The sequence below is a fragment of the Serratia sp. CY47444 genome, assembly GCF_052168635.1.
Taxonomy (GTDB): Bacteria; Pseudomonadota; Gammaproteobacteria; order Enterobacterales; family Enterobacteriaceae; genus Serratia; species Serratia bockelmannii.
In genome coordinates this window covers 305,656-324,026 of record NZ_JBJNMH010000001.1, presented here as the reverse complement: position 1 = coordinate 324,026, position 18,371 = coordinate 305,656, and the positions used below count along the sequence as shown (strand labels likewise).

15 protein-coding genes are annotated in these 18,371 nt (G+C 61.7%); 6 read left to right on the top strand and 9 right to left on the bottom strand.

Translation table 11 applies throughout. The annotated features are described in order from the left end of the window. Nucleotides 1-2: 2 nt before the first annotated feature. Nucleotides 3-1,313, top strand: coding sequence for an MFS transporter (locus ACJ8IL_RS01435; protein ID WP_049205486.1), 1,311 nt, complete (start codon nt 3-5; stop codon nt 1,311-1,313). Between the two features lie 75 nt (nt 1,314-1,388). On the opposite strand, the gene ACJ8IL_RS01430 is transcribed toward ACJ8IL_RS01435, so the two are convergent. After that, entirely contained in the window at nt 1,389-3,323 is a 1,935-nt protein-coding gene (locus ACJ8IL_RS01430) for an exoribonuclease II (RefSeq protein WP_025303013.1), read from the bottom strand. Between the two features lie 187 nt (nt 3,324-3,510). Continuing rightward, a complete protein-coding gene (gloA, locus tag ACJ8IL_RS01425) occupies nt 3,511-4,038 on the bottom strand; it encodes a lactoylglutathione lyase (protein WP_025303012.1) in 528 nt (175 codons plus the stop codon). Nucleotides 4,039-4,137: 99 nt separating this feature from the next. On the opposite strand from gloA, the gene ACJ8IL_RS01420 reads away from it, so the two are divergent. Continuing rightward, nucleotides 4,138-4,992, top strand: a complete 855-nt coding sequence (locus ACJ8IL_RS01420) for a LysR family transcriptional regulator (protein ID WP_049205484.1) — start codon at nt 4,138-4,140, stop codon at nt 4,990-4,992. Between the two features lie 15 nt (nt 4,993-5,007). Here ACJ8IL_RS01420 and ACJ8IL_RS01415 read toward each other — a convergent pair whose 3' ends face one another. Next, nucleotides 5,008-7,314, bottom strand: coding sequence for an FdhF/YdeP family oxidoreductase (locus ACJ8IL_RS01415; RefSeq protein ID WP_025303010.1), 2,307 nt, complete (start codon nt 7,312-7,314; stop codon nt 5,008-5,010). A 282-nt stretch (nt 7,315-7,596) separates the two neighbouring features. Between ACJ8IL_RS01415 and dacD the strand changes: the two genes are divergently transcribed. Together dacD and ACJ8IL_RS01405 are read left to right on the top strand one after the other, a co-directional pair. Continuing rightward, the gene (gene dacD, locus ACJ8IL_RS01410) at nt 7,597-8,766 is read left to right on the top strand and encodes a serine-type D-Ala-D-Ala carboxypeptidase DacD (RefSeq protein WP_342094473.1); all 1,170 of its coding nucleotides are present in this window, start codon (nt 7,597-7,599) and stop codon (nt 8,764-8,766) included. A gap of 64 nt (nt 8,767-8,830) precedes the next feature. After that, on the top strand, nt 8,831-9,736 hold the full coding sequence (locus tag ACJ8IL_RS01405) for a LysR family transcriptional regulator (RefSeq protein WP_025303008.1): 906 nt from the start codon (nt 8,831-8,833) through the stop codon (nt 9,734-9,736). 43 nt (nt 9,737-9,779) lie between these two features. Here the strand turns inward: ACJ8IL_RS01405 and ACJ8IL_RS01400 are convergent, their stop codons facing one another. The 6 genes from ACJ8IL_RS01400 to sapA all read right to left on the bottom strand — a co-directional run bounded on the left by ACJ8IL_RS01400 (nt 9,780) and on the right by sapA (nt 16,683). After that, complete coding sequence (locus tag ACJ8IL_RS01400; RefSeq protein WP_442516306.1) at nt 9,780-10,964, bottom strand: CMD domain-containing protein; 1,185 nt, start codon at nt 10,962-10,964, stop codon at nt 9,780-9,782. 424 nt (nt 10,965-11,388) lie between these two features. Beyond that, nucleotides 11,389-12,201, bottom strand: coding sequence for a putrescine export ABC transporter ATP-binding protein SapF (sapF, locus tag ACJ8IL_RS01395; protein ID WP_004930589.1), 813 nt, complete (start codon nt 12,199-12,201; stop codon nt 11,389-11,391). Nucleotide 12,202: 1 nt separating this feature from the next. Then, the gene (gene sapD / locus ACJ8IL_RS01390; protein ID WP_019452674.1) at nt 12,203-13,195 is read right to left on the bottom strand and encodes a putrescine export ABC transporter ATP-binding protein SapD; all 993 of its coding nucleotides are present in this window, start codon (nt 13,193-13,195) and stop codon (nt 12,203-12,205) included. Next, nucleotides 13,195-14,085, bottom strand: a complete 891-nt coding sequence (gene sapC, locus ACJ8IL_RS01385; protein WP_004930580.1) for a putrescine export ABC transporter permease SapC — start codon at nt 14,083-14,085, stop codon at nt 13,195-13,197. The genes sapD and sapC overlap by 1 nt, the downstream gene beginning before the upstream one ends. Then, nucleotides 14,072-15,037 (bottom strand): putrescine export ABC transporter permease SapB, encoded by a 966-nt coding sequence (gene sapB / locus ACJ8IL_RS01380; RefSeq protein ID WP_004930575.1) that lies wholly within the window; start codon nt 15,035-15,037, stop codon nt 14,072-14,074. Before sapB ends, sapC begins: the two co-directional genes overlap by 14 nt. Then, on the bottom strand, nt 15,034-16,683 hold the full coding sequence (gene sapA, locus ACJ8IL_RS01375; RefSeq protein WP_197810805.1) for an ABC transporter substrate-binding protein SapA: 1,650 nt from the start codon (nt 16,681-16,683) through the stop codon (nt 15,034-15,036). The genes sapB and sapA overlap by 4 nt, the downstream gene beginning before the upstream one ends. Before the next feature lie 204 nt (nt 16,684-16,887). Between sapA and folE2 the strand changes: the two genes are divergently transcribed. Then, on the top strand, nt 16,888-17,814 hold the full coding sequence (gene folE2, locus ACJ8IL_RS01370; protein ID WP_197810807.1) for a GTP cyclohydrolase FolE2: 927 nt from the start codon (nt 16,888-16,890) through the stop codon (nt 17,812-17,814). After that, nucleotides 17,804-18,364, top strand: a complete 561-nt coding sequence (locus ACJ8IL_RS01365) for a carbonate dehydratase (RefSeq protein WP_025303003.1) — start codon at nt 17,804-17,806, stop codon at nt 18,362-18,364. The genes folE2 and ACJ8IL_RS01365 overlap by 11 nt, the downstream gene beginning before the upstream one ends. The last annotated feature ends 7 nt before the right edge of the window (nt 18,365-18,371 follow it).

Genomic DNA, 18,371 nt, shown 5'->3' with positions numbered 1-18,371 from the left:
TGATGAGTGAAAATACGGCTGAAACCCAAACGGAAATAATATCGGCCCCGAAGGTCGGTGGCAAAAAGGTCATATTCGCCGCCTCCTTCGGTAATGCGCTGGAGTTTTTCGATTTCGGTATTTATAACTTCTTCGTTATTTATATCAGCGTATTGTTTTTTCCCCCGTCTAGCGATCCGCATCTGGCGTTGCTGTTGGCGTTTGCCACGTTCGGCGTCAGCTTTTTCATGCGGCCGCTGGGCGGCATTCTGATTGGCGCCTATGCCGATCGCTGTGGCCGCAAGCCGGCGATGATCCTGACGATTTCCTTGATGAGCCTGGGCACGGCGATGATCGGCTTTGCGCCGACCTACGCCAGCGCCGGCTATTGGGGAACCGCCACGCTGGTGGCCGCGCGTCTGATCCAGGGCGTAGCGGCGGGCGGCGAGGTGGGGGCGTCGATGTCGTTGCTGGTGGAGTCGGCGCCGCCCAATCGGCGCGGTTTCTATTCCAGCTGGTCACTGGCGACGCAGGGCATCGCCACCGTGGTTGGCGGCGTCACCGCGCTGGCGCTCAGTGCGACCTTGCCGGTGCTTTCCGGCGAACCGAACGCCATGGCCGAGTGGGGATGGCGCATTCCATTCTTTATCGGCGTGGCGCTGGCGCCGCTCGGTTGCTGGCTGCGTCTCGGGCTGGAAAGCGATCGGCCGTCGGTGGCGCGGGCTCACGAGCCGCCTGCTCAGCTGCGCCAGCACTCGCGGGCGGTAGTGCTCGGTGTGATGCTGACCATCGGCGCCACCGTCGCCACTTACATCTCGATGTATTATCTCGGCACCTACGCGGTGAAATACCTGGGAATGGCGCAGGCCTACGGTTATGCCGCGATGCTATTGGCGGGGCTCATCACCTTCGGCGGCAGTCTGCTGGTCGGGCACTGGTGCGATCGTTACGGCCGTCTGCCGCTGATCCGCGGGTCGCGGATCGCGATTCTGATCGTGGCCCTGCCGGCGTTTTGGTGGCTGAGCGCGGTGCCGCATCCTGCGGTGCTGCTGCTGATCGTCGCGGTGCTGGTCGGGTTGACCACGCTCGGTTCGGTGCCGACCATGTTGATGATTTCGGAGCTGTTCCCGCAGCGCATTCGTGCGCTGGGGTTTGCGTTGGTCTACAGCCTCGGGGTGGCGATCTTCGGCGGCTTCGCCCAGTACATCGCTTCGCAGTCGATCGCGCTGAGCGGTTCGCTGCTGGCGCCCGCCGTCTATCTGATGGTGGCTACGCTGGCTTCGCTGGCGGTGCTGCCATTGCTGCGTGAAACCGGCGGCGAGCCGCTGCGCTAGCGAGCGCCCGCCGAAAAAAAACGCCGGCGGTTTTCACCGTCGGCGCTTTGCGTTGCGACCGTTTCAGGCTGGCGTTCAGGCCGCCGGGCGGGCGATCACGCTGCGGGTTTCCATGCGCACTTCGGCGATGGTGACCTGCAAGGTATCGCTCTGGCGGTAAACCACTTCGCCTTTAATCTGCACGGTGCCGGTTTCCTGGCTGCACTGCATCTCGTCACGCACCGCGTGAATGAACGGTGCCGGGATGAAGGCAACCGCGCCGTTGTCCAGCAGGCGTACACGCAAGCCGCCACGGGTCACGTCGATGATCTCGGCGTTGAAGCGGGTATCGGTACCGGCCTTGTCCTGCAGGAAGCGGGCGTACAGCCAGTCGCCGACGTCGCGCTCCGCCATGCGGTTCAGGCGGCGGCGCTCCGCCAGCTGCACCGTGACGTCATCCTGTGGCTTTTCCGCCGGTTGCTGGTTGATGATCGCCTTCAGCAGACGATGGTTGACCATATCGCCGTATTTACGGATCGGCGATGTCCAGGTGGCGTAAGCCTCCAGACCCAGACCGAAGTGTGGCCCCGGCGTAGTGCTGATCTCGGCGAAGGTCTGGAAGCGACGGATGCGGCTGTCGAGGAATTGGGTCGGCTGCGCATCCAGGTGGCGGCGCAGTTCGCAGAAACCGTCGAGGGTCAGCAGCTTCTCGGCTTCGGCTTCCACGCCGTTGGCCTGCAGCACGGTGACCGCTTGTTCAACCAGCGCAGGATCGAAACCGGTGTGCACGTTGTACACGCCGAAGCCCAGGCGATCGCGCAGCACGATGGCGGCGCAGACGTTGGCGGCGATCATGCACTCTTCAACGATGCGGTTGGCGCTGCGGCGCTGCTCGGTAACGATCTCCAGCACGTCGCCTTTTTCACCCAGCACGAAGCGGTAGTCCGGACGATCTTTGAACACCAGCGCATGCTGGTGGCGCCAGGCATTGCGCGCATCGCAAACGCGCTTCAGCAGGGTGATTTGTTGCGCGATGGCGTCGCTCGGCGGTTGCCAGCCGGCAATGCCGTCCAGCCAGTCGGAGACTTCGTCGTACACCAGTTTGGCTTTGGATTCGATCTCGGCGGCGAAGAACTGAATATCGTCGCCTAGCGCGCCGTCGGCGGCGATGGTCACGCGGCAAGCCAGCACCTGGCGGCGCTCGTTAGGGCGCAGCGAGCACAGGTTGTCCGACAGATCGCGCGGCAGCATCGGGATGTTGAAGCCCGGCAGGTAATTGGTGAAGGCGCGCACGCGGGCGATATCGTCCAGCTTGCTGCCTTGTTCGACGTAGGCAGTCGGATCGGCGATGGCGATGGTCAACTGCAGCGAACCGTCACCGTTGTCGGTCACGTACAGCGCATCGTCCATGTCCTCGGTGCTGGCACTGTCGATGGTGACGAATTCGAGCGCGGTCAGATCTTCACGCACCAGCGCAGCGTCCGGCTCGCTGAGGGCCTGCATCTCCGGCGCCTCTTTTTCCAGGTTGTGACGCGCCAGCGTCACCCACCACGGGGCGAAATGGTCTTCGCCTTCGGTGATAAAGTGGGTCAGGTCGGCGTTGAAGCCGCGATCGCCTTTCAGCGGATGGCGGCGCATTTCCGCCACCGCCCAGTCGCCGGCCTGGAAATTGTGGGTCAGTTCACGCACCGGGCGGCACGGAATCGCATCTTTCAGCAACGGATGATCGGGCACGATGGACAGGCGATCGTCGCGCTTTTGCACGCGGCCGACAAAGCGCGACAGGAACGGCTCGACCAGGGTTTCCGGCTCGGCGATTTCGCGCTCTTTCTCGGTGTGCAGGGTGGCGATAATGCGATCCCCGTGCATGACTTTCTTCATGTACGGCGGTGGAATGAAGTAGCTTTTTTGACCGTCTACTTCAAGAAAGCCAAAGCCTTTCTCGGTCCCTTTCACGACGCCTTCAACGCGCGGGGTCTGAGAGTGAAGTTGCTGTTTAAGCTGCGCCAGCAGCGGGTTATCTTGAAACATATCGTCCAGTGAATGGGTTGTGAGTGGCAAGATTTGCGGCTGACAGTTTTACGCGAATCACCCGCTGCGAGCAAGCCTAACGTCACGGAACCCCGCGTTGCCGCGCGATTTTGCGCAAGAATGGTCAATCGAAGGGCGAACGATGAAAAACCCCGGCGCGCAGGCCGGGGTGAAGGGCGTGGGACAATCAGTCCCGCAGCGGCGTCGGCTGCAGGATTTCAATCCAGTAATCGTCTGGATCGCGAATGAACGCCACGTAGTTCATGCGGCCTTCATGCAGGCGTTTCTGGAAGGTGACGCCCAGGCGCTCAAACCGCTCGCAGGCGGCGCGCACGTCCGGCACCGTGACGCACAGGTGGCCAAAGCCGCGCGGTTCGCTGTTGCCGTTGTGGTAGTGGAAATCCGCCTGATTTTCGGTGCCGTGGTTATGGGTCAGCTCGAGAATACCCGGCTGGCTCAGCGCCCAGCGTTTGCGTTCGTCGTCATCCTGCGGGATCTGCTCGCGCGGGCTGCGCGTCAGGTAGCAGATGGTGAAAGCGGCTTCTTTGAACTCTTCCAGATAGACCGGGGTAAAGCCCAGCACGCGCGTATAGAAATCCAGCGCTTTGGCCAGATCCTTCACGCGGATCATGGTGTGGTTGAACACGTAACCGTCGGTAACCGCGTCCGGTTGGGCCGCCACGCCGGGCAGCGTCAGTAAATCATTCAGTGGCATCAGTGATCCTCCTCAGGGTGTCGGCAGACTGTAGGTGAAATCGATGCTAATCTAAAGTAATTGTTTTTAACTAAAACACTAACTAAAAGTGAATGATAGATGAAGCTGAGCCAGCTGAAGTTTTTCTGCACCGTGGTGGAACACAAAACCATCGCCGCCGCCGCCCGCGAGCTGCACTGCGTGCCTTCCAACGTCACGCTGCGGCTGCGTGAACTAGAGGAGTCGCTGGGCGGCGAGCTGTTTTTCCGCGACAAGAACCGGCTGTACGTCAATCCCAAAGGGCGGCTGTTCTATCAGCAGGCGCGCGACATCGTGGCGCAGGCGGAGCGCAGCAAGCAGCTGTTCGCCGGCGAGCATCAGCATGGGCTGCTGAACCTCGGGGCGCTGGATTTCTCGCTGGTCAGCCATTTACCGGCGCGTATTGCCAGGCTGCGCCGTTTACAGCCTCATCTGCACATCAACGTACTGAGCCGCGACTCGCTGGTGCTGGAACGCATGCTGATCGACAGCGATCTCGACCTGGCGATCACCGACGGCCCGATTGAGCATCCGTTACTGGCCAGCCAAAAGGCATTCGATGAACGGCTGGTATTGCTGATGCCGGCCGATGTCGGGGAACCCGACGCCGCCACGCTGGTGCCGCTGGAGTTTTACACGTTCAGCCGCGAATGTTCGTTTCGCCTGAAGGTGGATCACTGGCTGGCCTCGCGCGGGCTGAAACCGCGCATGACGCTGGAAATGGAGTCTTATGCCGCGATGGCGGCCTGCGTGCAGGCCGGTTGCGGCGTGGCCTGCGTGCCCGGTTCGTTGCTGCCGCTGATCTTGCCGGCACCAGGGTTGAAGGTGGTGGAAATGGGTGAGGAGGGCGTGAGCGATCTGTACTTCGTCTGGCGACGGCATCAGCTGTCCGACGAGTTGCAGACTATCCTGGAAATATTGGCGCGCCCGGCGTGAACCGGGCGCGCATGTTCAGGCAATACGCAGCGAGGGTTGCTGCTCGCTGCGGCGAATCACCACCGGGATCGACTTCGAGGTCGGGGTGCCGGTACCGTCGCCGAAGCTGGCCAGCGGCACCAGCGGGTTGGTTTCCGGGTAGTAGGCCGCCAGGTTGCCACGCGGAATGTCGTAACTCACTAGCTTGAACCCGTCCACTTTACGCACCACGCCATCGTTCCACAGGGTTTCTATCTCTACCCGTTCGCCATCCTGTAGGCCCAGTGCCGCCAGATCCTCCGGATGGATGAACAACACTTCGCGCTGGCCGTAAACGCCGCGATAGCGGTCATCCAGACCATAGATGGTGGTGTTGTACTGATCGTGCGAGCGCAGCGTCTGCAGGGTAAACGGCGCTTGCTCGTCGCCCAGCTGCGGGAACAGGGTGGTCGGCAGCGCGGCGGCGCTGAATTCCGCCTTGCCGCTCGGCGTGGCGAAGCGCAGTTCGGCGGCAGCATTGCCCAGGTAGAAACCGCCGGGCTGGTCGCAGCGCCGGTTGAAATCTTCGAAGCCGGGAATGGTGGCGGCGATATGATCGCGGATCAGCGAATAGTCGTCGGCCAGTTCCAGCCAGTCCAGCTGTTGCGTACCTAGCACGGCGTCGGCGATGCCGCAGACGATCGCCGTCTCTGAACGTTGAGTATCCGCCAGCGGTTTGCCGATGCCTTCCGAAGCGTGAACCATGCTGAATGAATCCTCGACCGTGATGTACTGCGAGCCGCTGGCCTGCATGTCCAGTTCGGTGCGGCCGAGCGTCGGCAGGATCAGCGCGTCTTTGCCGGTCACCAGGTGGCTGCGGTTAAGCTTGGTGCTGATATGCACCGTCAAATCGCAGTTGCGCAGGGCGCGGGCGGTGCGTTCGGTGTCCGGCGCTGCGGCGGCCAGGTTGCCGCCCAGCGCGATCAGCACTTTCACTTCGCCGCGCAGCATCGCTTCGATCGCTTCCACCGTGTTGTGCCCCACCGCGCGATTGGCGGTGAAGTTAAAGTGGCGTTCCAGGCTGTCGAGCAGCGCCTTCGGCGACTTCTCATCAATCCCCATGGTGCGGTTACCCTGGACGTTGCTGTGGCCGCGCACCGGGCACAGACCGGCGCCCGGTTTGCCCAGTTGCCCGAACAGCAGCTGCAGGTTGGTGATTTCACGCACCGTCGCAATAGAGTGTTTATGCTGAGTCACGCCCATCGCCCAGGTGCAGATCACCCGTTCGGCACCCTGGTAGGTGGCCGCCGCCTGGCGCAATTGCGCTTCGCTCAGGCCCGATTGCGCGGTAATGGTCTGCCACTCGGTCGCGTCCACCTGCGCCAGGTAAGCCTCCACGCCGACGCTGTGCTGTTCGATAAATGCCAGGTCGAACAGGGCGGGTTCACCAGCGGCCATACGCTGGCGGTGAGTTTCCAGCAGCGCTTTCACCATGCCGCGCACCGCTGCCATATCGCCGCCCAGATTTGGCTGGTAATAGGAAGAGCTGATCGGCGAGGATTTTGGCGTCAGCATCTGTACCGGATCCTGCGGATCGGCGAACCTTTCCAGCCCACGTTCGCGCAGGGTGTTGAAACTGACGATACGCGCGCCGCGTCGGGCGGCGTTTTTCAGGCTGTGCAACATGCGCGGGTGGTTGGTGCCGGGGTTTTGACCGAACACGAAGATGGCGTCGGCCTTTTCGAAGTCATCGATGCGGATGGTGCCTTTGCCAACGCCGATGCTCTGCTTCAGCCCGACGCCGCTCGCTTCGTGACACATGTTGGAGCAGTCGGGGAAATTGCTGGTGCCGAGCATGCGGCCGAACAGCTGATAAAGGTACGACGCTTCGTTGCTGGCGCGGCCCGAGGTATACAGCTCGATCTGGTTCGGGTTGTCCATACCGTTGATGTGCTTGGCGATCAGCGCCAGCGCGTCCGGCCAATGGATAGGCTCATAGTGGTCGGTTTCGGCGTTGTAGCGCATCGGATGGGTGAGGCGACCCTGGTATTCGAGGAAATAGTCGCTCTGCTGCTGCAGGGTGCTGACGCTGTGGGCGGCGAAGAACTCAGGCTCCACGGCGCTGCGCGTCGCTTCCCAACTGACCGCTTTGGCGCCGTTTTCGCAGAAGCTGAAGGTGCTGTGGTTGTCGTCGCCCCAGGCGCAACCGGGGCAGTCGAAGCCGCGTGCCTTGTTGACGCGCATCAGGTTGCGCATGTTTTTTAGCGTTTGTTTACTGTCGAGGACAAAGCGGGTGGTGGCTTCAAGCGAACCCCAGCCGCCCGCTGGGCCGGTATAAGGCTTGATTGACGGTTTGAATTTCATGGTGACACTTCGCAGGTGGTTGTAGCTAAAAAGTAAACGCTTTTTTATGCGTCTTGCGTATTTATGTCACAAGTTTAGGGGCGTGGCAGGCAGGCGTCTAATCGAATGGGGCAATGGCGGCATAGAGCGTATCTATCGCAGGCGGACGCTGACCTAAACAAATGGTTGCATAAAGACACCCGCTGCAAAAGAGTAATGGTTTCGTCTGAAAGTGAATTCATGCAGTCTATCTCGCGGATTATATTGGCATTTTATTCAGCCTGCGGGCCAGAGGAACACAGCGTGAAGCGTTCAGTATCAGTGGTGATCGGCGGTATATTACTGCCTTTAGCGGCGCAGGCGGCGGAAACGACGCCCCATTTTCCCACCATGACCCCACCGGCGATAGACGCCGCCTCTTACGTTTTGATGGATTACACCACCGGCCAGGTACTGGCGGCCGGCAATGCCGACGAACGGCGCAACCCGGCCAGCTTGACCAAACTCATGACCGGGTTGGTGATCGACCACGCGCTCGATCAGCACAAGATTGGCCTCGACGATGTCGTCACCGTGGGGAAAGACGCCTGGGCGCAGGGCAACCCGGTGTTCAAAGGTTCTTCGTTGATGTTCCTGAAGCCTGGTGACAGGGTCACGGTTCGCGATCTCAGCCGCGGTATCATCATCGATTCCGGCAACGACGCCTGCGTGGCGATGGCGGACTATGTGGCGGGCAGCCAGGCCAACTTCGTCAAGCTGATGAACGAGAAGAGCGCGCAGCTGGGCCTGCAGAACACCCATTTCGAAACGGTACACGGGCTGGATGCGCCGGGGCAATTCACCACCGCCGGCGATCTGGCGGTGATTGCGCGCGCCATCATCATGAGTGAGCCGGCGGAATACCACATGTACAGCGAGAAATCGCTGACCTGGAACGGTATCACGCAGCAGAACCGCAACGGCCTGCTGTGGGATAAGACGCTGCACGTCGATGGGTTGAAAACTGGGCACACCGCCTCTGCCGGCTTCAACATCATCGCCTCCGCCACCGAAGGGGATCGCCGCCTGATTGCCGTGGTGATGGGCGGCAAAAGTTCCAAAGGCCGCGAGGAACAGGCGCGCAAGCTGCTGAGCTGGGGGATGCGTGACTTTACCACGGTACACCTGTTCAGCGCCGGCCAGAGCCTGGGGGAAGAGCCAGTCTGGTACGGCGAGAATCACCGGTTACCGGTCGGCAGCGTGCAAGAGCAGTCGCTCAGCCTGCCAAAAAACGAAGCGGACAAGCTGAAGGCGCAGTACGTGATCAATACCGCGCGGCTGGAAGCGCCGATTGGTAAAGGGCAAACCGTCGGCGAGATCCGCATCAGCGACAATGGCCAGGTAGTGAAAACCCTACCGCTGGTGGCGCTGCAGGCGGTACCGCAGGGCGGCGTGTTCTCGCGCCTGGTGGATTACGTGAAGCTGAGGCTCTGACTCGTCGGGCGGGCGGCGGCCCCCGGTGGTATACTGGTGCGAATGCCGATCATTGAGCTGCGCTATGGATATTAAACAACTGATTTATTTGTGCAATCTGGAACGAGAGCGCCACTTCGGCCGGGCGGCGGAGGCCAGCTTCGTCAGCCAGCCGACGCTATCCATGCGATTGAAAAATTTGGAAAAAGAGCTGGGCGTTTCGCTGATTAACCGCGGCAACCATTTCGGCGGTTTTACCGCCGAAGGCGAGCGGGTGTTGGCGTGGGCGCGTGAGATCGTCTCGGTTTATCAGGGGCTGAAGCTGGAAGTGGAGTCGCTCAAGCACGGTTTGCACGGCACGCTGCGCCTCGGCGTGGTGCCGCAGTGCAGTATCTCGGTATCGGAAATGCTCAAGGCGGTCAGCGAACGTTACCCGCATCTCGATTACCGGCTGGCGGTGCTGAGCGCTGATCAGCTGTTGGAGGCGCTGACGGCGCACACCGTCGACATCGGCATCGGCTTTTTCGAGCTGTCGACCTTGAAGGAGCTGCATTTCCAATCGCAACCGCTGGTGGAAACCGGCGTCGAGCTGGTATTTCATCCGCAACATTTCCCGAAGCTGGTGGGCGATACGCCGTTGCCGCTGGAGGCGGTGGCCGCCTTGCCGTTGTGTCTCGCCGAGCCGACGCGTTATTTCCGCCGCTATCTCGATCAACACTTTCGCGACGCCGGGTTGACGCTGCACACGCGGCTTGAGACCGCGTCGATCTTCCAACTGCTCGAAGGTATTTTCGTCGGTTTGGGCTGCGGACTGTTCCCGCGCGGCCAGCTGCAATCGCCGTTGATGCCGGCGTTGCAGCGGCGTCCGGTGGCCATCGGCGCCATGCCGCGTCATGCGGCGGTGGTCGTCGATATGGCGGAGCGCGCTACGCCGTTGGCGCAAAAGTTCTTCGATGCCGCCAGCGAGTGGCTGCGTCAGCAGAATGTCTAAAACGCGCCGTATTGCGGCCGGTAATAAGGCCGCATAGCGGTATTCAGTCGGTGGTGATGGAAGATGTTGCATCGCCCAACGTTTGGCGCAGGCGATTTTCCCAGGCGTAGAGTGCGGCGGTGAGGATCACTTCCAGCGCCTGCGCCTGATTCAGACCGCTGTTGAACAACGGCTGCACGCTCTGCGGGGTAAATTTCTCCGGTGCGCGCGTCAGCTCGGCGGCGGTGTGGATCACCGCGCGTTTGACCGTATCCTCGGTAGAGGCCAATCCCTGAGACAGCCCGGTGAACAGCGCCTGTACCAATCCGTCATCCTGCATTTCATGCGCCACCGTGGCCGCGCAGTAACGGCTGCCGTTGATGCGCGAGACCACCAGCGTCGCCAGCGCCTTCAGGCGGCTCGATAACCCATACCCTTCGGCATTGATGCCATTGAACACGCCGTTGCGTTCGCGCAGTGCGGCGGCATCGTGCGCTAACAGCAGATAATAAGATTCGGCGCGCGCCTGCGGGTGGCTCTGATCCAACACGTCAAGCTGTTCGGCGGCGGCGGTTTCCGTGTCGATCGGCGGCAGCCGCGCAGTCCAGCTCAGTTCTTCGGTACTGAAAGCGACGCCATCGGCGTCTTCGACATTCGGGAAGCCGGGCACCACTACCGCCGGTCGGCCGGCTAACGCCGCGATGCCAGCTACCACACGCGCCTGATAGCTGACAAAACCGATGATTTGCGAAAAGGTGACGATATCCGCAGGGCTCAGCCCGACGTCGACAAGCTGTTGCATCGCCTTGCGGCAAATCAGCGTGGGTTGGCTGGCAAGCTGGCGGGCATATTGGGTGATCTGGGCGAGCCGGATATTGCTTTCCCGGGAGGCGTCCGGGCTGTGCAGCGGGGCGAGGCGGGCGGCATAGTGGCTACAGAGGGACTGCACGCCGGTCACCTGCGCGACGGTCAGTGCGGTGCTGAGGCGATCGTAGGGTGACAATGTCACGTATCGTGATAGCGACACCTGGTCGGGAAACAGGGCGTGGTAACCGGCCAGTGAGGCGTTGAATACCCCGGCGCGGGCGCCGAGCGCGCTGTTTAACGCTTCATCGGCGAAGGCACCCAGCCCCAGCAGAAAACGATCGCGCAGGGTAGCCGCCTGCGGCTCCAACGGCGTATCGCCCCGCACGCTGCTTTGGGTTTCGTGATACCACTGGGCATTATGTTGTCGACGGAGTCGTTCCATAGGGTCAATCCTTAATCATGATCAACAGCCACCGCTGCGTACGGCAGCGGTGGCTGGACAAAGAGGCAACATGCCCGCAGGCGGGGCGAAAGGCGGATTTAGCGCAGCTCATCGCAGTACAGCGCGTGGCCGTAAACAGAGAAACCGGTGGCCAGCGTGAGCAGAAACTGCGCGAGGCGGCGATGGCGAAGGCTGTTCATCAGTGCGATATCCTGTCGTATGAGAGGCTCAACGTAGGGGATATCCTCACCGATCGCCCTGGCGAGATAAAATAATGTTACGGACTAATCAATAACTGAAAGGAATAAAATATAAGGATATATAACAAGAATGTAATTTGTATGTGCATTTTCTCGCTAAGCGACCGAGGCGCGCAGCAATAAAAAACCCGCCGCAGCGGGTTTGTTGCAGGCCAGGACGGGGCTCAGAAACGGCCGCCGTCGCGTCGCCAGGCGTCGGCGGTCAGCGCCTCGCCGAAGTGGCTGGCGATAAGCCGCTTGGTCAATTCGTGCAGCGGCGCCGCCAACACCTCGGCGGTGCTGCCGCGTTCGACGATTTCCCCTTCGTGCATCACCAGCACCTGGTCGCTGATATGCTTCATCATGCCGAGGTGCTGGGTGACGTAGATATAGGAAATGCCGTGTTTTTCCTGCAGTTCCAGCATCAGGTTGATGATTTGCGAGCGCATCGACATGTCCAGCGAGGCCAGCGCCTCATCGGCGACGATCACCTTCGGCTGCAGGATCAGCGCACGGGCCAGCGCGACGCGCTGTTTTTGCCCGGAAGCCAGCATGTGCGGATAGTAGTAAGCGTGATCCGGCAGCATGCCGACCTGGCGCAGCGTTTGGTTGATACGCTGCTCGCGCTCGGCGGGTTCCAGATCGGTGTTCAACCGCAGCGGCGCATCCAGCAGCTGGCCGATGCGCTGACGCGGGTTGAGCGAGGTGCTCGGATCCTGAAAAATCATGCGAATGCGCTGGCTGCGGTAGCGATAATCACCGAACTCCAGCGGATGATCGTCGATCAGCAGTTCGCCGGCGGTCGGTTCCACCATGCCGGAGAGCATCTTCGCCAACGTGGATTTGCCAGAGCCGTTCTCACCGATCACCGCCAGCGTCTGGCCTTCGCGCAGGGTAAAGCTGACGGATTTCACCGCCTCGACGTGCTGACGGCGGAACAGCCCGGTGCGGTAGCGGTAGGTTTTGCTCAGGTTGCGCACTTCCAACAGCGTTTCCATGTTATTGCTCCTCCATGTTCAGCGGGAAGTGGCAGGCGAAGAAGTGGTTTTTGACCGGGCGCAGGCGCGGCGTTTCGATGCACTTCTTCTGCGCGTAAGGGCAGCGTGGCCCCAGGCGGCAGCCGATCGGCAGGTGTTCCAGTGAAGGAATGGCGCCCGGTAGCGTGTTCAACCGGCTTTTGTGCGGCAGCGAGCGGCCGAAGTCCGGCATGGCGCGGATCAGCGCCTGGGTATAAGGGTGGTGCGGCGCCGCCAGCAACTCTTCGCACTGGGCGCTTTCCACCGTTTGCCCGCAGTACAAGACGTTCACCCGGTCGGCCCACTTGCTCATCATCTGCAGGTCGTGGCTGATCAGCAGAATGGTGGTGTTGTTGTTCTGGTTGAGGCGCGCCAACAGGCGGAAAATCTGCGCCTGGGTGGTCGGCTCCATGGCATTGGTCGGCTCATCGGCGATCAGCAGGCGCGGCTGGTTGGCCAGCGCGATGGCGATCATCACTTTCTGGCACTCGCCCTCGGTCAGCTCGTACGGGAAGCTGCCCATGATGTCGTCGTGATCCTTGATGCCGACGCGGTGCAGCAGTTCGATGGCGCGGCGTTTGCGCCAGTTGAAGCGTTGCCACCAGCGGCCCTTGTAGGTCCAGCCTGGGATGGCCTGCGCCAGCTGGCGGCCGATGCTTTCGGAAGGATCGAGACAGGACTGCGGCTCCTGGAAGATCATCGAGACGTTGTGGCCCACCAGCCTGCGCCGCTCGCGCGGGCTTAGCTGCAGCAGGTCGATGTCGTCGAAGCGAAAGCGATCGGCGGTGACGCGCCAGTTGTCTTTGGTCACGCCGCAGATGGCCTTGGCGATCAGGCTCTTGCCGGAGCCCGATTCACCCACCAGGCCGCGCACTTCGCCCTCGGTCAGCGTCATGCTGACGCGATCGACCGCCTTGACCGGCCCTTCGGCGGTCATAAATTCAATCGTCAGATTGCGGATATCGAGTAACGGCATTATTCCACCCCGGCATTGATTGCGCGGCGCATACCGTCGCCTAACAGGTTAACCAGCAGCACGCTGACGAGGATGGCCGCGCCGGGCAGCATCACCGTCCAGGGCGCAACGTACACCAGCTCGAGCGAATCGCCGAGCATCGCTCCCCATTCCGGCGAAGGCAGCTGCGCGCCGAGATCGAGGAAGCCGAGTGCGGCGATATCCAAAATGGCCATCGACAGCGCGCGGGTGAATTCGGTCACCAACACCGCCGCGATGTTCGGCATGACCGCGTACCACAAGATCTGCAGCGTGGAAGCGCCGTCAAGCCGGGCCGCCACCACGTACTCTTTCTCCAGTTCGTCGTGCACCGCGCTGTAGATGGTGCGCACCATGCGCGGCAACAAGGCGAGCCACACCGCCAGCATGGCGTGTTCAAGTTTGGGGCCGATAAACGCCACCACCACGATCGCCAGCAGCAGCGAGGGAATCGACAGCAGGGTATCGAGGATGTGGTTGAGCACCGCCGAGCGCAGCCCGTGGGTGACGCCGGCGAACACGCCGAGGATCACCCCGCAGAACGCCGCGGCCAGCGTCACCGCCAGCGCGGAGCCGAAGGTGGCGGCGGTGCCGGTCAACAGGCGGCTGAGGATGTCGCGCCCGAGATCGTCGGTGCCGAGGAAAAACGACACGTTGCCATAGCGCGACCACGACGGCGGCAGCAGCTGATAACCAAGGAACTGCTGATCCAGCGCGTAGGGCGCCAGCAGGCTGCCGAACAGCGACAGTAGCAGCAGGGCGATCACCCCGTAAAAACCGATCATCGCCAGCGCGTCGCCATAGAAAATCCGCCAGGTGTAGCGCAGCGGGCTCGGCATCTTTTTCTCGCGGTATACGTTATCGAAGGGCATACCATTCCTTATGTTTCAGCGGGTTGGTTGCCGCACCCAGAATGTCGGCCAGAACGTTAATGGTGATCACCAGCGTGCCGACCACCATGACGCCGGCGGAAATTGCCGCATAGTCCTGCTGGCGAATGGCGTTGATCAGCCACCGGCCGAGGCCCGGCCAACTGAACACCACTTCGGTGATCATTGCCAGCGTGAGCATGGTGGAGAACTGCAGCCCCAGCTTGGGCACAATTGGCGGCAGCGCATTGTGCAACACGTGGCGGCGAATGATGGTGAAGCGCGACAGGCCGCGGGTAGCGGCGGCCTTGATGTAGTTTTGGCTCAGCACATCGTCGGTGCTGATGCGCATCAGGCGCACCACTTCGGTGGTGGGCGCCACCGCCAGCGCGGCGATCGGCAGGATCATGTGACGCAGTGCGCTGCCGATCATCTCGGCGCGGTACGGCGAGTCCGACAGCCAGGCGTCGATCAGCGCGAAACCGGTGATAGGCTTCACCTGATACAGCAGATCGAAACGGCCGGAAACCGGCAGCCAGCCGAGATGCAGCGAGAAGAACAGCATCAGCAGCAGCGCCAGCCAGAACACCGGCATTGAAAAGCCCAGCAGCGCGAAGGTGCTGATGGCGGTGTCCTGCCACTTGCCGCGCAGCACGCCGGCGATGATGCCCAGCGGAATGCCGATAAACAGCGCCAGGGCGAACGCCAGCAGGCACAGTTCCATGGTAGCCGGGAATACTTCGCGCAGCTGTTCGCTGATCGCCTGGCCGTTGATGCTGGAGACGCCGAAGTCCCAATGGAGCAGGCTGACGAAGTAGAACTGATAGGCGTCCAGCAGGGCGGCGCCGTTCAGCGGTGCGCGCGGCGTGAAATAGCTCAGGCTGAAGCTGACCAGCGTCAGGAAGAACAGCGTGATCAGCAGCAGCAGAATGCGGCGCAGGGTAAAGATAATCACTTGTTCACCTCCGGCGCGGATTCACGGTACACCCCGGCGAACGAGGCGTTGCCGAACGGGCTCAGCACCAATCCCTTGATGTCGTAGCGGTAGGCCTGCAGACGCAAAGAAGAGGCCAGCGGCAGCACCGGCAGTTGCTGCTCGAGGATTTTCTGCGCCTTGCGGTAGTTGTCGATGCGCTGAGACAGCTGCTGCGACAACAGCGCGTTCTGCAGCACCTCGTCGAAGCCTGGGTCACACCAGTGAGCATAGTTGGTTTGCGAACGGATTGCCGCGCAGCTCAGCAGCGGCCGGAAGAAGCTGTCCGGGTCGTTGCTGTCGGTGGCCCAGCCGGTCAGGGTCAGATCGTGGTTCATTTCCATCAGGCGCGCCTCTTGGAAACGGCCTTCTACCGGCACGATGGTGACGTTGATGCCCACCTGGCCGAGATCGGCCTGGATCAGCTCGGCGGTTTTCAGCGGGCTCGGGTTGTAAGACTGCGAGGCGGTCGGCACCCACAGCTTCAGGTTCAGCTGGCCGACGCCGGCCTGCCGCAGCATCTCGCGCGATTTGGCCGGATCGTACTCGGTGACGTGCGCGTCGTTGTCATAGGCCCAGGAGGCGCGCGGCAAGATTGAGGCGGCGGTTTCCGCCGTGCCGTAATAGATCGACTGCATCAATCGTTGGTTGTTGATCGCCAGCGAGATCGCCTGGCGCACATTGAGGTTGTCGAGCGGCGGTTTGCGGGTGTTGAACGCCAGATAGGCGATGTTCATCCCCGGGCGCAGCGTCAGGCGCAGGCGCGGATCGTCGCGCAGGATAGACAGCTGGCTGGCCGCCGGATAAGCCAGTACGTCGCACTCGCCGGTCAGCAGCTTGGAGAGGCGGCCGGTGCCGCCGGCGCCCAGATCGATCACCACCTGCGGCATGCGCGGCAGGCCTTTCCAGTAGGCGGCGTTGCGCGCCAGGCGAATATATTGCCCCGAGCGGTATTCGTTGAGCAGGAACGGGCCGCTGCCGACCGGCTCGCGGTCGATCAGCTCCTGATGGCCTTGGCGCGTCAGCGTGTCGGCGTATTCGGCGGACAGCACCGGCGCGTAGTGGGTCGCCAGGTGCCACAGGAACGAGGCGTCCGGTGACTGCAGGCGAATCTCCACCGTGTAGTCGTCGAGCTTTCTCACGCTCTGCACCGAATCGCCGAACTGCAGGCTGTCGAAATAGGGGTATTCGCCACCGTTGACGTCGTGATACGGGTGTTTTTGGTCAAATACGCGCGCGAAGCTGAACACCACGTCGTCGGCGTTCATCTTGCGGGTGGGCGTAAACCAGGCGGTGGTCTGGAACGGCACGTCCTTGCGCAGATGGAAGCGGTAGGTGGCGCCGTTGTCCAGCACCTCCCAGCTTTGCGCCAGTTCGGGGATCAGCCGGTAGGTGTACGGGTCGACGTCCAGCAGGCGATCGTACAGCTGGGCGGCCAGGGTATCCACCGTCAGGCCGCTGCTGGCCATCTGCGGGTTAAAGGTATTGAGTATGCCGCTGACGCAATAGACAAAGCCGCTCTGGCGAATGTCCGGCAGCGGCGCCGCGGTGGGTGCGGGCGGTGTTGTCGCGGCCAGGGCAGAGCCCGTCAGGCACAACGACAGTATCCAAAAGGGTAAACCACGCATAGAGGCTCATGGGTTAATCAGCAATAGCGTTAGTGTATCGCACTCTGACCAGCAGCCCAATCCATTGAGCAAAATCGCTGAGTTTTCTGCGACTTGATTAATCAGGCCGCTCAACGGCGTGAAAAAAATCTTATTTGATATGTTATAACATAACAAAATCATGTTACCGTTCCCCGGCAAAGTCACAATAACGCAAGGGGATGTATGAACGAAGTTGCACTTCCACCACGCCGTTCGCTGCCGGATGCTCAGGCATGGCGCGGCGAAATGAGTGATGTCGGGCTCGATTGGGTCGGGATGCAAGGGATCGCACTGCCGCTGGAACTGGCCGGCAAGCCACTGATGGCCAAAGTCGACGCCGGCATCAACCTGCGCGCCGAAGCGGCGGGCGAACGCGGTATTCACATGTCGCGCCTGTATCTGGCGCTGGACGAATTGACGCAGGGCGAGCTGACGCCGCAGCGCATCGGCCGAACGCTGCAAGCCTTTCTGGATTCACAACCGGAACACAGCGATCGCGCCAGCCTGACGCTCAGCGGCGAGCTGCTGTTGTCGCGCGCGGCGTTGCTGTCGCCGCAGCGCGGCTGGAAGGCTTACCCGCTGCGCATCGAGGCCACCCTGACGGACACGCTGACGCTGGCGCTGACCGTCGGCGTACCTTATTCCTCTACCTGCCCGAGTTCTGCGGCGCTCAGCCGCCAACTGGCGCAACAACAGTTCCAGTTTGATTTCGAACAGGCGGCGGAGCGGGTCAGCCAACGGCAGGTGAGCGAGTGGCTGCTGGAGCAAGGTATGCCGGCCACGCCCCACAGCCAACGCAGCTGGGCCTGGATCACCGTGACGCCCGAGAATGAACGGGCGTTCGAACCGGTGAAACTGATTGACCGCATCGAACACGCGCTGGGCACGCCGGTACAAACGCTGGTGAAACGCCGCGACGAACAGGCTTTCGCATTGGCCAACGGTCAGAACCTGATGTTTTGTGAGGACGCGGCGCGCCGTCTGTATGGCATGCTGCGCAGCCAGTGCGACTACCGCGCTTTTTCGCTGCGCGTCGAGCATCAGGAGAGCCTGCATGCCCACAATGCGGTGGCGGAGCTGAGCTGGCGGGGAGAACACCATGCTGCGTAAAAATCCCAGCGGCCATCTGCCGCAGGTCTCGCCGCTGGCCTACATCGATCCCACCGCCATTATTTGCGGCCGGGTGATCGTCGAAGATTTCGTCTACGTCGGGCCGTATGCGGTGATCCGTGCCGACGAGTTGAACGCCGCCGGCGACATGGAGCCGATCGTCATCGGCTCGCACTCCAATATTCAGGACGGCGTGGTGATCCATTCCAAGAGCGGGGCGGCGGTCACCATTGGCCGTTACAGCTCGATCGCCCACCGCGCCATCGTCCACGGCCCGTGTCGCATCGACGATCGGGTGTTTATCGGTTTCAACAGCGTGCTGTTCAACTGCCACATCCAGTCCGGCTGCGTGGTGCGTTACAACGCGGTGGTGGACGGCGTAACGCTGCCGGAAAACCGCTATATCCCCTCGACCGAGCGCGTGGGGCCGGACAGCGACCTGTCGCGCTATCGCCAGGTCGATCGCGGCGCGCTGCAGTTTTCGGAAGAAGTGGCCGCCACCAACGTCGAGCTGGTGCGTGGTTACCAGGCATTGCGCAATGAATTTTAGTGAGGCT